Source organism: Acinetobacter sp. 1566109 (assembly GCF_000582255.1).
Classification (GTDB): domain Bacteria; phylum Pseudomonadota; class Gammaproteobacteria; order Pseudomonadales; family Moraxellaceae; genus Acinetobacter; species Acinetobacter nosocomialis.
Genome location: NZ_JEYB01000020.1, coordinates 1 through 12881, shown reverse-complemented (window position 1 = coordinate 12881; position 12881 = coordinate 1). Strand labels below are relative to the sequence as shown.

The 12881-nt window shown below is 41.1% G+C and carries 10 protein-coding genes; 5 read left to right on the top strand and 5 right to left on the bottom strand.

Annotated elements, in window-relative coordinates; translation table 11 throughout:
- The first annotated feature begins 136 nt into the window (after positions 1-136).
- Entirely contained in the window at positions 137-2086 is a 1950-nt protein-coding gene (gene acs, locus J582_RS14445) for an acetate--CoA ligase (protein ID WP_032048146.1), read from the top strand.
- Between the two features lie 42 nt (positions 2087-2128).
- On the opposite strand, the gene J582_RS14440 is transcribed toward acs, so the two are convergent.
- A complete protein-coding gene (locus J582_RS14440; protein ID WP_004711510.1) occupies positions 2129-2671 on the bottom strand; it encodes a cysteine hydrolase family protein in 543 nt (180 codons plus the stop codon).
- A 105-nt stretch (positions 2672-2776) separates the two neighbouring features.
- Between J582_RS14440 and J582_RS14435 the strand changes: the two genes are divergently transcribed.
- A complete protein-coding gene (locus J582_RS14435) occupies positions 2777-3190 on the top strand; it encodes an Lrp/AsnC family transcriptional regulator (protein ID WP_001019411.1) in 414 nt (137 codons plus the stop codon).
- Positions 3191-3281: 91 nt separating this feature from the next.
- On the opposite strand, the gene sfnG is transcribed toward J582_RS14435, so the two are convergent.
- Both sfnG and msuE read right to left on the bottom strand, forming a co-directional pair.
- A complete protein-coding gene (gene sfnG, locus J582_RS14430; protein ID WP_032048145.1) occupies positions 3282-4394 on the bottom strand; it encodes a dimethylsulfone monooxygenase SfnG in 1113 nt (370 codons plus the stop codon).
- Between the two features lie 44 nt (positions 4395-4438).
- A complete protein-coding gene (gene msuE / locus J582_RS14425) occupies positions 4439-5176 on the bottom strand; it encodes an FMN reductase (RefSeq protein WP_031982262.1) in 738 nt (245 codons plus the stop codon).
- Positions 5177-5552: 376 nt separating this feature from the next.
- Here msuE and J582_RS14420 point away from each other — a divergent pair, with 376 nt between their 5' ends.
- Complete coding sequence (locus tag J582_RS14420; RefSeq protein WP_001023261.1) at positions 5553-6203, top strand: response regulator; 651 nt, start codon at positions 5553-5555, stop codon at positions 6201-6203.
- A gap of 42 nt (positions 6204-6245) precedes the next feature.
- Here the strand turns inward: J582_RS14420 and J582_RS14415 are convergent, their stop codons facing one another.
- Together J582_RS14415 and J582_RS14410 are read right to left on the bottom strand one after the other, a co-directional pair.
- Positions 6246-7013, bottom strand: coding sequence for a hypothetical protein (locus J582_RS14415; RefSeq protein ID WP_031982260.1), 768 nt, complete (start codon positions 7011-7013; stop codon positions 6246-6248).
- A gap of 389 nt (positions 7014-7402) precedes the next feature.
- Positions 7403-10900, bottom strand: coding sequence for a PAS domain-containing hybrid sensor histidine kinase/response regulator (locus J582_RS14410; RefSeq protein WP_004884881.1), 3498 nt, complete (start codon positions 10898-10900; stop codon positions 7403-7405).
- A 183-nt stretch (positions 10901-11083) separates the two neighbouring features.
- Between J582_RS14410 and J582_RS14405 the strand changes: the two genes are divergently transcribed.
- Both J582_RS14405 and actP read left to right on the top strand, forming a co-directional pair.
- Positions 11084-11416, top strand: coding sequence for a DUF485 domain-containing protein (locus J582_RS14405; protein ID WP_002053967.1), 333 nt, complete (start codon positions 11084-11086; stop codon positions 11414-11416).
- Position 11417: 1 nt separating this feature from the next.
- Positions 11418-12881, top strand: a 1464-nt coding sequence (gene actP / locus J582_RS14400; protein ID WP_050674839.1) for a cation/acetate symporter ActP, incomplete at its 3' end; no start/stop codon positions are given.

The following is a 12881-nucleotide window of genomic DNA, read 5'->3' as shown; positions in this document are numbered from 1 at the left end:
AGTGGTCAATATATGACCAAAGTCGGATTGTTTTGACTTTGAGAGAGTCATCATACTGAAAAGGCATACAAATAAGATCCAGTAAAATAATAGCCACAGTCTCGAGATGGGATGCACAAGATCAAGGAAGTTGCGTATGAATGAGATCTATCCAGTACCAGAGGAATTTAAAAAAACAGCTCGTACTGTTGAAGCAGACTACTTTAAACGTTATCAACACTCTATCGAGAACCCAGATGAATTCTGGGCAGAGCAAGCTAAAATTGTCGATTGGATAAAGCCATTTACCCAAGTTAAAAATACCAGTTTTGACAAAGACAATTTCAAAATTGAGTGGTTTGCTGATGGTGAGTTGAACGTGTCAGCAAACTGCTTGGACAGGCATCTTAAAGAACATCCACATAAACCTGCCATTATTTGGGAAGGTGACCATCCTTCTCGTCATAAAATCGTTTCTTATAAAGAATTACACGATGAAGTCTGCCGCTTTGCTAACGTTTTGAAGAAATATGGCATTGGTAAAGGTGACCGCGTTGTACTGTATATGCCAATGGTGACTGAGGCTGCAATTGCCATGTTGGCCTGTGCCCGTATTGGTGCGGTGCACTGCGTGGTATTTGGTGGTTTTTCGCCAGACTCGTTGGCAAGCCGTATTGAAGACAGCCAAGCTAAACTTGTAATTACCGCAGACTCAAGCCTACGTGCCGGTAAGTTGTTACCACTTAAAGAAAATGTCGATTTGGCTTTAGCATTGCCGGGTACCGAATGTGTTGAAAATGTGATTGTGGTTTACCGTAATGCAAACCCAATCGAAATGAAGTCAGGCCGTGATTTGTGGTATCACCTTATTATTATGGAGGTGGATGCTGACTGTCCTCCAGAACCAATGAAGGCAGAAGACCCTTTATTTATTCTTTATACCTCAGGCTCAACAGGTAAACCGAAAGGGGTGTTGCATACCACAGGCGGTTATCTGGTTTATGTAACCAGTACTTTTAAAGAAGTCTTCGATTTAAAACAAGATGATGTGTATTGGTGTACAGCCGATATTGGCTGGATTACAGGGCATAGTTATCTGATTTATGGTCCACTGGCAAATGGTACGACGACCTTAATGTTTGAAGGTGTACCTCAATATCCAACATGGGCACGTCTTGGTCATGTAGTCGATAAACATAAAGTCTCTATTCTCTATACAGCGCCAACCGCGATTCGTGCCATGATGCGAGAAGGCGATTCGTATGTACGTGAAAGTAATCGTAGCAGTTTACGTTTACTTGGTTCGGTTGGTGAACCTATTAACCCAGAGGCTTGGAACTGGTACTACAATGTTGTCGGCGAAGGCCGTTGCCCGATTGTTGATACATGGTGGCAAACTGAGACAGGTGGTATTTTGATTGCGCCATTACCGGGTGCAACAGCTTTAAAACCAGGTTCAGCAACGCGTCCTTTATTTGGTATTCAACCGGCCATTGTAGATGGTGAAGGTAATGAGTTAGAAGGTGCAGCTGAAGGTAACCTTGTGATTAAAGATTCATGGCCAGGTCAGATGCGTACCATTTGGGGTGACCCAGATCGCTTTATTGAAGCGTATTTCTCAACCTTCAAAAATACTTATTTTACAGGTGATGGCGCCCGCCGTGATGAAGATGGTTATTACTGGATTACAGGTCGTGTTGACGATGTCTTAAACGTTTCAGGCCACCGTCTAGGTACGGCTGAAATTGAAAGTGCTCTTGTTTCGCATGAATCAGTAGCAGAAGCAGCCGTGGTGGGTATGCCGCATGATATTAAAGGACAAGGTATTTGTACTTTCGTGACCTTACAGGCGGGTGTTCCAGAATCGGAAGAGCTGCGTAAAGAGTTAATTAACTGGGTACGTAAAGTACTCGGGCCAGTAGCTTCACCAGATGCATTGCATTGGGCACCAGCATTACCTAAAACGCGCTCTGGCAAAATCATGCGCCGTATTTTAAGAAAGATTGCGGCAAACGAGCTTGATAGTTTGGGCGATACCTCAACCTTAGCTGAACCTGCTGTAGTAGAGCAGTTAATTGCCACGGTTTATCCCGATAGACAAAAATAATCTCTAAAAAAGCCCCTAAGGGGGCTTTTTTATTAAGCGCCATTAAGAGCTTGCTAAAAAGTCAGTCGTATTTTGTACATTTGCAAATGTACTAAGCGCAGTTAAAAAAGCTATTTGCACGTCTTCAGCTTTTACGGTTTTTCCAGCATAGCTTAAATCACGTGTTGCGGTGGCATCTGCAATTAAGATAGGTTGATAGCCAAGCTCTTTGGCTGCACGTGTCCCTGAATCAATACACATATGTGTCATCATGCCTGTAATCACGAGTTGATCAATTTGGTGTGCTTTTAAAAGTTCTTCTAAATTAGTTTCTAAAAAACTATTGGGATAATGCTTAGTTACAACCAATGAATCATTATGAACATGCAGTTCGGGATGAAGTAAAACCCCATCTGTATTTTCTTGAAAAAAACTGGCTTGTGGCGGGTTAATATGTTGCACATAAATAATCGGTAAATCTTTTTCGATAAAATATTGCTCGAGCTGTTTTATTTTATCGAGCGCTTGATCTGGACCAACCAATTCCATTTTGCCATTTTTAAAATAATCATTTTGTACATCGATAACTAACAGTGCTTGTTTCATGAGAACACTCTTGTTGATATGAGATAAAACAAGATTATTCTCTGCTTGAAAAATCGGCTATAGTCAAATGAAAGCATTATCGCAAGTTTTCTTTCGCCATGAAAAATGAATATTGAATTAGACCCGATTGATCTAAAAATTATTGCATTACTCAAGCAAGATTCCCGTTTAACAAATAAAGAAATTGGTCAGCGTGTCCATCGAACGGGGCAGGCCGTAGGTGCTCGAATAGCCCAGTTGATGGATGCAGGAGTTATCAAAAACTACACCATTGCTGTGCAATACCTACATAAACAATTTATTCATTTGCATTTAAATGAACAACGCGCTTTTGAAGAAATTGAAAATTTGGTCAAGCAATACGAACAGATTGATGAATGCTTTAAGGTTATGGGTAATGCCTGTTATATGATTGTGAGTCATTTTGAACCTGCAGCATTAAATGAATTTATTGAGGTTCTTTCAAAATGGTGCCGCTATTCAGTTGAAACTGTTGTTCGAGAAGTTGAGAAATCTTAAAAAATAAAAGCTCCAAGCCGAGTCTTGGAGCCAATAAAACTTTATTTTAATTTGTTGTTTTTATTATCTTGCGCTATTTAACTGGAGTTTTTTAGGCTGATTTAGCTGGGATTTCTACCTCCTTTTCCTGTTGAAGTTCTAACTGACGAACGAGCGGCAGAACTTTTTCTCCGAAATATTGCACCTCTTCAATAAAGTGTAAGAAACCGGAAAGAACCAAATCGACACCTACATTTTTAAGCGCCACAATACGCTCTGCAATTTGCTGAGGTGTACCAATTAAATTGGTTTTAAAGCCATCGTTATATTGAACTAAATCTTCAAAAGTTGATTTTGCCCAGTTGCCTTCTTGTTCTGGTGAAGCCGCACCCGCTTCACGAGTTGCATCGCCAAATGCATTGACTGCTTCAGTATTGGCTTTATCAATAATTTCTTGAAGTACTGCTTTAGCTTCTTCTTCGGTATCTCTGGCAATAATGAACGCATTTACCCCAATTTTGACATGGTGATTATTGGCTTTTGCTTTGGTGCGAATATGTTCGACTTGTTTTTGAATTTCTTCTACAGTATTACCATTGGTGAAATACCAGTCGGATACACGAGACGCCATATCTCTTGCTGCACGTGAACTGCCGCCCTGAAAGACTTCAATATGTGGTTTTTGCAGAGGTTTTGGCTTAAGTGTGTAGTTCTGGAATTGGTAATACTTACCATCGAAACTATAGTTATCTGTGGTCCAGATTCCTTTTAGCGTGCGAATAAACTCTTCAGAGCGAACATAACGCTCATCATGCTCAGGCCACTCTTCACCAATCGCATCAAACTCGCCTCTGAACCAGCCACTCACAACATTAATCGCAATACGGCCTTCAGTTAGATAATCAATTGTCGTGAGCTGTTTAGCTGCAAGTGCCGGTTTCCAAGGGCCGGGCAGAATCGCCGCAATCACTTTAAGTTTCTCAGTTTTTGCAAGTAATGCATGACTGAAACTCACAGACTCATACTGGTTTTCTGCCCCATAGCCCGCCGTAAAACGAATTTGAGTGAGCGCATATTCAAAACCATTGTTTTCGGCAGCCTGTGCAAGACGAACATTGTAGTCATAACTCCAGTCTGTACGCTGTTCGATGTTACTCACTACAAGGCCACCGCTTACGTTTGGTACCCAATAAGCAAATTTAATTGGTTGTTGTAATTGCGTCATGGTGCTCTCTCCCCATTCGTTATTTTTATTTAGCTATATTGCGCTTAGGCAACATGCGTTAATGATTTACTGGACTTGTGATGCAAACGAGATTCTGCTGCATCAAGGTTTGGTACAGCTGCCGAAGGTAATACTTCTTCTTGCTCAATTTGCTTGTTAATACCAAGCTCTTGATTCGCTTGCTGAGATTTAGGTTTAACCACCTCAGCACGTTTACCTTTTGCTGGCGCCCATTCTAGAATTGGCAATGCACGTGCTACGGCCAATGTAATACGGTCAGCTAGTTGCTCACTTTTCACTGTATATTCAGGAGTAAAGTCGCGATCTGTTGCGTATACGCCAATTGGTAAAGTTTGTGCTTGGAAGAAGCTGAACAATGGACGAAGTTGGTGTTCGAGTACCAGAGCATGGCGATCACTACCACCTGACGCAGCTAAAAGTACAGGTACATCGACTAATGCAGTTTGTTCAACGAAGTCAAAGAAGTGTTTGAAAAGACCGGTAAAAGAGGCACGGTAGACAGGTGTACCCACAATCAAGGCATCTGCTGCTTCAACTGCTGCAAGGTCATCTTGTACACGTTGCGGAAGTTGATTTCGATAAAATGCACCGCCTAATAATGGTCCGATTTCACTTAATTTAATAAAGTGAACTTGAATATCAATTGCTTCAGATAACTCATCAAGAATGGCCTGAACCAGACTTTCGGTTTTAGATGGGGTATTTAAGCCACCAGAAACAGCAACAATATTTAAAGGTTTTGATGATGCGATACCAGTCATGATTTGGTTCCTAAGCCTAAAAAACAACATTGGACTTATTAATCAACAATGACGGCAAACTGTAAAATAACGAAATTGGTCAACCTTATCAGTTTTAAATATAAAACCCGAAAAGTTGATTTTTATAATTTAATAGTAAGTTAAGCAATTGTTTTTATTTTATATAATTATTGGTGATATCTTTTTTAGAATAAAAATGAAGCTTATATAAAAAATAGATTAATTTTGATTAAAAGGTAAAAAACAACGGAAAAACGAAGCAAAGGTCTGTATTTAACAACATTTTGCATAAAAATGGATAAGATGAGCATATCTTTCATCTAAATAGTAGGGTTACAATAGGCCATACTTATGCTCAAGATTACTTTAATCGCTTATGAATATTTTAATCGTTGATGATCATCCTTTGTTTCGTCATGCTTTGATTCAAGCAGTACGTTATAGCCTGCCACAGGCACAAATTCATGAAACAGCTTCGGTTGATGAGTTTTATGAGCGTTTGGAAAATGGGGCAGAACCTGATCTGGTATTACTTGATTTAAACTTACCAGGTGCTTCAGGCTTTTCTGCTCTGGTCTATGTAAGAGCACAATATCCCTCTATTCCAATTATTGTGGTTTCTGCACACGAAGAAGCGTCAATTATCCAACGTGCGATTGCACATGGTGCAATGGGTTATATTCCTAAATCGGCTCATCCAAGTCATATTGGTGAAGCGATTCGTCAAGTTCTAGATGGCGAAATTTGGTTACCACCAAACCTTCCATCAAATATTAATCTTGACCCGCGTGCGGCAGATGAAACTGCTTTGGCTGAACGTATTCAGTCGTTAACGCCTCAACAATTCCGTGTTTTGATGATGGTTGCGGAAGGTTTGTTGAATAAACAGATCGCTTATGAGCTTGATGTTTCAGAAGCCACCATTAAAGCGCACGTAACCGCTATTTTTAGAAAACTAGGCGTACAAAATCGTACACAGGCTGTATTGGCAATCAGCGCATTAAATATTGAAGATAAAAAAATCTAAAATAAAAAAGACCTCAATGGAGGTCTTTTTTATATGTTCCACTTAAGCAAGGCAATCTTGCTTAGGTGTTAGGCTGTCGCAGTACAGTGGGTTAAGAGCACATTGCAAATCATCAATTTGTTCTTGAGTTACGTAGCCTTTACTTTTTAAATATTCAGCTACACGGTCATCACGCAAGCTTAAGAAAGCTGCATCATAAACACCTAAATCAACAAAAAGTGCTGCGGTTTCTAGGCTATTGAATCGATCAAGGAAAATATCATTGCCATACATTAAGAAGATATGGTCAAGTTTTGCTTTTTCATCTACATGCAAACGCTCAGCAAGTTGATGTGGAGGTATCTTAATAAAGAGCAAGTCAGAAAGTTCATCAAACTGAGTCATATCTAACTGGTTTTCGCCAAGTTTGACATGGCCAAGCCAAGCCTTGAAAACCAGAACAGCACCACCGCGGAGTAACATGCTCCAGATTTGATGGCGTGTGTCATGATCAAGATTTTCACTTTCAGCAGTGAGGACTTTTAAGAAGTTCTCTTCTTGTTGCGCTAACTTGTCAAATAAGCCCAAACCTTGCGGATGATAAGCAGCAGGTGCAAATACATCAAAATTTAAATCATGAAACACATTAAGTGCGAGGGGCACAGCACACTGATAAATTGTATTAAGAGCTTTGATATGTGCTTCGCTCAGCTTGCTGTGCGGAAAAATACTTTGCCAATCTAACTCTGGAAGTAAGGCATTGGCACTGTATTGGCGATAAAACTGTTGAGAAGAAAGTTGGCCTTGCGGGCTGTTATCAGAAATATTCATGGCAGTGGTCCTTTGCGTTAATTCATGAGCAGGGGTGCGATCAGGCAAAATAAGTTCAAATAAATCGTCAGACGAATAAAATGCGTTTTGAATATTTATGTGTCATGCAGAATGCAAGTAGAATAAGACTAAAGTCGTATATAGTGATTTTTATCAAATAAATAGTTATAAAAACAATGACTTATTAAATTGTAACCAAGTGTACAAGTGTTCACTTACAAAAAAGGTGAGCTTTGCCATAGAAAAAGAGTCTTTGGAAATTTTGGTCAATAATTTATTGAGTAAAAGTAGACATTTTGAGCAGTTCTGCCTATTGGCTTAAATTTAGCTAAACATTTTTGCCAAGAATCGCTTCCCAAACTTATCAAAGGTTGGGAAGCGATAAATGATTAGTCTGTTGTACTAGCAATTTTAAGACCAGATAACCAAGCTCTTAATGAGGCCGGTTTTAGTGGTTTTTTAAGTAGAACTATATTTAGTTCTTTTAATTGCTGTGGTAACTCGGGGTGGGAGTCCGCTGTAATTAAGGCAACGGGAACATCTTCTTGACGATTTTGATTAATAAAATCAACACCAAGCTGATTGTTATTTAAATGCTGGTCAATGAGCCAAACCTGAATATTCTCTTTTTGAATAATGTCTAGAGCTTGCTCAGGTTCGGTAGCTTTGAACACCTGATAACCCCATCGGCCTAATAAACTACTCATACCCTCTAAAATGGTTTCATCATTATCTAAGCATAAAATACGATACGCTTTAGTTTTTAAAGGCACTGCTTGTACAGTCGGAGTTGCAACTTTTGGTGGCTCGACAATAGGCACTTCAATCATAAAGCATGAGCCTTTGCCCAACTCCGAGTAAACATGAACAGGGTAATTTAGCAAACCTGTCATACGTTGTACGATGGCGAGACCTAATCCTAAACCTTGTTCACCCCAAGGTGATAAATGCCCGCAACGTTCAAACTCTTGGAATAGCTTAATCCGTTGTTCTTCAGCAATACCAGGTCCGGTATCCCAAACCCCAATTCGAATATGACCAGATTGCTGTGCAGAACGAAGTACACCTACGACTACTCGACCTTTGGCGGTATAGCGTAGGGCATTGCTAACAAAGTTTTGAATAATACGACGAATCCACTGCGGGTCAGTATCGATCCAGAAAGATACATCGTGGACTTTCAGTGAAATATTCCGCTGAGCAGCGATCGATTTAAACTGCAACTCAAGGTCACTGAGTAAATCATGCAATGGATAAGGTTGTCTTTTTGGTTGTATGGTGCCGCCTTCCAAACGTGCAATATCGAGTAGGGCAGACAGCATACTTTCTGCACCATAGAGTGCACGGTCAAGTTGCTGTAAGGTTTGGCGGTCTTCTTCAGTCGAAATGCTTTGCTCAAGAACAGTACTAAACAGACGAGCAGCGTGCATAGGCTGTAATAGATCGTGACTTGCCGCAGCAATAAATCGGCTCTTGGACATATTGGCCATATCAGCTTGCTCACGTGCAAGCTGTTGTTCAGTTAAGGCATCAGCAAGCTGTTGAGTCCGATCTTTTACGCGAGCTTCAAGTACGGCTTCGTTCGCACGGAAGGCCGTAATATCGGCAAATGTCGTGACGAAACCACCGCCTGAAATTGGATTACCTCGCATTTGAATAACGCGGCCGTCTTTACGGATACGTTCAAACTCGTGGGCGCTGCCGACTTTCATCCAGTGAAGACGTTTGCGTACATGCTCTTCGACTGAACCGGGGCCACATTCGCCGCGTTCAGCGTTATAACGAATCAGGTCGGCAATTGGGCAGCCGACATAAACAAGGTCTTTTGGATAACCAAATAGTTTTAAATATTGGTTGTTCCACGCGACCAGACACATATTTTTATCGACCACACTTACCCCTTGGGTCATGTGGTCAATCATGGTCATAAGCAGATTTTGATTGAAACGTTGCCACTGAGATGCTTGGTCTAAAATATTAGCGACTTGACCCAAAGCAAGGCCATTATTAATCATGGCTGTCGTGAGCAAAGTACGTGCAGAAGCAGCACCGATAATACCGGCCAGATATTGCTCGGTAAAACGCCACCACATACCATTGGCAATTGTATTGGGATTGAGTGTGAGATGGTTTTGCTCACAAAAGTTCTCGAACGCTTGTGTAGTGGGTTGCTCACCTGTAATTCTTTTTGCCAAGGCAAATAAATCACCTACTTTTAAACGGGCCGCGTCATGAGGAAGATAGGTTAAATCAGTAGATGTGTGCGGTGATGGTAAAGGCTTAGTTTCATAGTAGAAGAAGCTTTCTGCCTGAATTTGTTCTGCCACACTTGGTCGATAAATTTTTGAAATCCAGATATATAAAACAATATTTAAACCAAGTGACCAAATGACACCGTGAGTTAAAGGTGCAAATGACTCAAAACCAAATAAAGATTCCGGACGTAAGGCATTAATGCCAAAAGGACCAAAAAGCAAAATACTTTGAGCAGCATCCTGATAGGCTTCAGGCAAGCTACGCAAAATTGTTGGAAAGAGTAAGGTATAACTCCACATTAAAAATCCAACAATCAGACCTGCATAGACACCTTGGCGGCTTCCGCCACGCCAGTACAAACCACCAATCAGTGCCGGAGCAAACTGCGCTACAGCACTAAATGCCAATAAACCAAAAACTGAAAGTTGGTTAATATCATTAAAGAAATGGAAAAATAAAAAGCCAAGTAGCATCACTGCGACAATACTGATACGACGGCTGAACTTCAGAACTTTAGGTAAATGTTTATCATGACGCGACAGCAATTTAAAACGCCATAAGGCAGGCATAATCAAGTCGTTACTGAGCATGATAGACAATGCAACTGATGAAACCAGTAACATACCTGTCGAGGCTGAAAAGCCACCTAAAAAGGCTAGTAAAGCGAGCCATTCTTGGTTGTAACTTAACGGCAGTGACAGTACAGCCACATCGGGTACAGTTAGGAATTTCGGTGCGGCATGCAAAGCCCAGCTTGCGATTGGGATAATAGCTAAAATAGTTAAAATGAGATAAACCGCGAACCATTTACGGGCACCGCGAATATGCTTTTCATCGCGTAGCTCGACCACCGCCACGTGGAACTGGCGTGGTAAACAAATAATAGCTAAGCCTGCCAGTAAAGTTTGAATCCAGAAAGTTTCAGGTACACCAAAGAGCTGAACCTCCTGAAAAGTCTGGTTTACATCAGAGGTCATTTGGCTGAGGTTAGCTGGTGATTCAAAAATAAAAAATAAAGCGACGCAAAGTAAGGCAAATAACTTCACAAATGACTCAAATGCAACTGCAAGCATGAGGCCGCCATGCTGTTCCGTATTTGCGATCTGCCGTGTACCAAAAATCATGGCTAAAATCGCAAGCACACTGGTGAGCAATAACACACTGTTGGTCGTCGTATGAATATGCGAGCTTTGCTCCATAATGACCGAGGTACTTAAAGCGATTGCACGGAGCTGTAACGCAAGGTAGGGGATAATCGCGATAACCGCCAGAATAGTGACTAGAGAGGCGAGTACGCCACTTTTACCATAGCGCGCTGCGACGAAGTCAGCGATTGATGAAATCGCATGGTGCTGGCGTACTCGACCTAAACGCCGCCAGATGTCGTAACCAAACCAGACAAATAGCAGTGGGCCTAAATAAATAGGCAAGAAGATAACGCCTTCACGTACGGCTGCACCGGTTGCCCCATAAAATGTCCATGATGAGCAATAGACACCTAAAGTTAAACTAAATAAAAACATGCGGCCACGTGTGCCAAGACGACTGGCATGCTTCTCACCAAAAAAAGCACAGACAAATAAAAGCGCAATATAAAGAGTGAGCACCCCAATAATCAGCCAGCTGTTCATATGACCTACATAAGTGAAACCGTGTGTCTATCATAACCTATGCCGATACAAAGCTATAAATTGATTAAATTTTAACGACCAAAGTCTAAGTTACGACTTAGAGGTAATCTTGCTAACTTTAATAATGAAAAAATACATTAAAAAAAAGTGACCAAGGTTGGGCACTATGTAAGGAGTTTGGTTATGGATCAAAGCCAAGTGGAACAGATTCTACGTAATCCAAAGTTTCAAAAAATGGTCAAGACAAAAAGTGCATTAAGTTGGACCCTCACCATCATCATGTTAATTCTCTACGTGGGCTTTATGCTACTTGTAGGCTACAACAAAGAATTTTTGATGAGTTCATTTAGTGGCGGTGTAACGACATGGGGGATTCCTCTTGGAATAGGAATTATCATTTTATCTTTCGTACTTTGTGGCGTGTATTCCTACATCGCGAATAACACCCTTGATCAGTTGAGTGAAGAAGCGTTGAAGGAAGTCGAGGCCATCACGCACGAGAAAGGATTACACTAATATGAAATGGAATTCATTAAAAGCGAAAGCCTTATTGGCGGCAGCATCGCTATATTCAACTGTTGCTATGGCAGGCCCGGATTTAGGTGAAGCTGAGCAGCAAGCAACCAACTGGCATGCCATCATCATGTTTGTCATCTTTGTTGGTTTCACATTGTTCATTACTAAATGGGCTGCAAAACAAACTCAATCAGCACAAGATTTCTATACGGCTGGTGGCGGAATTAGTGGTTTCCAAAATGGTTTGGCAATTGCGGGTGACTTTATGTCAGCGGCGTCATTCCTTGGTATTTCTGCAATGGTGTTTAGCTCTGGTTTTGATGGCTTACTTTATTCTCTGGGGTTCATGGTCGGTTGGCCAATCGTTTTATTCTTGGTAGCAGAGCGTTTACGTAACCTCGGTAAATATAACCTTTCCGATGTCGTGTCATTCCGTCTTGAAGAAAAACCAGTTCGTACTTTAGCTGCTTTTAGCTCACTTGTAGTTGTTGCATTTTATTTAATTGCGCAAATGGTGGGTGCAGGTCAGCTGATTAAATTGCTATTTGGTTTGAACTACAACATTGCTGTAGTCATCGTTGGTCTATTGATGATGGCATACGTAATTTTTGGTGGCATGTTGGCAACCACATGGGTACAAATTATTAAAGCGGTCATGTTACTGAGCGGTGCAACCTTTATGGCATTTATGGTCATGAAAGCTGTTGGTTTCAGTTTCAGCAATATGTTTACCCAATCTATTGAAGTGTTCAGTAAAGTCCATAACATAAGCCTTGCCGACGCTGCAAAAATTATGGGTCCTGGTAAACTTGCCGCGAACCCAATTGATGCTTTATCTCTTGGTTTAGCACTCATGTTTGGTACAGCGGGTCTTCCACACATTCTTATGCGTTTCTTTACTGTAAAAGACGCAAAAGAAGCACGTAAATCTGTAGTCGTTGCAACAGGTTTTATTGGTTACTTCTACCTTTTAACTTTCATTATTGGTTTCGGTGCGATCCTTTTTGTATCAAACAACCCGCAATTCCTTGATGTTGCGAAAATGGCAATGACAGGAAAGCTTGAGCTGGTTGGCGGTAACAACATGGCAGCTGTGCATTTAAGCGACGCTTTAGGCGGTGACTTGTTCATGGGCTTCATTTCAGCAGTAGCGTTCGCAACGATTCTTGCTGTTGTTGCTGGTTTAACACTTTCAGGTGCATCTGCAATTTCACACGACTTATACGCTAACGTATTTAAAAAGGGTCAAACGACTCCAGCTTCTGAACTTCGTATGTCAAAAATCGCGACGCTTGGTTTAGCAGTTTTTGCCATGATCTTGGGTATTTTGTTTGAAAAGCAAAACGTAGCATTCATGGTAGGTTTAGCGTTCTCTGTAGCTTGTTGTGCGAACTTCCCGGTACTTGTTCTTTCAATGTTCTGGAAAGGTTTAACCACACGTGGTGCTGTGATTGGTGGGGTGGTT

Bases quoted from the DNA above. Each gene is read 5' to 3' on its own strand.
- msuE (WP_031982262.1), bottom strand. From the start codon at position 5,176: ATGACTGGTATCGCATCATCAAAACCTTTAAATATTGTTGCTGTTTCT.
- J582_RS14410 (WP_004884881.1), bottom strand. From the start codon at position 10,900: ATGAACAGCTGGCTGATTATTGGGGTGCTCACTCTTTATATTGCGCTT.
- J582_RS14435 (WP_001019411.1), top strand. From the start codon at position 2,777: ATGAATATTGAATTAGACCCGATTGATCTAAAAATTATTGCATTACTC.
- J582_RS14420 (WP_001023261.1), top strand. From the start codon at position 5,553: ATGAATATTTTAATCGTTGATGATCATCCTTTGTTTCGTCATGCTTTG.
- J582_RS14440 (WP_004711510.1), bottom strand. From the start codon at position 2,671: ATGAAACAAGCACTGTTAGTTATCGATGTACAAAATGATTATTTTAAA.
- J582_RS14405 (WP_002053967.1), top strand. From the start codon at position 11,084: ATGGATCAAAGCCAAGTGGAACAGATTCTACGTAATCCAAAGTTTCAA.
- acs (WP_032048146.1), top strand. From the start codon at position 137: ATGAATGAGATCTATCCAGTACCAGAGGAATTTAAAAAAACAGCTCGT.
- J582_RS14415 (WP_031982260.1), bottom strand. From the start codon at position 7,013: ATGAATATTTCTGATAACAGCCCGCAAGGCCAACTTTCTTCTCAACAG.
- sfnG (WP_032048145.1), bottom strand. From the start codon at position 4,394: ATGACGCAATTACAACAACCAATTAAATTTGCTTATTGGGTACCAAAC.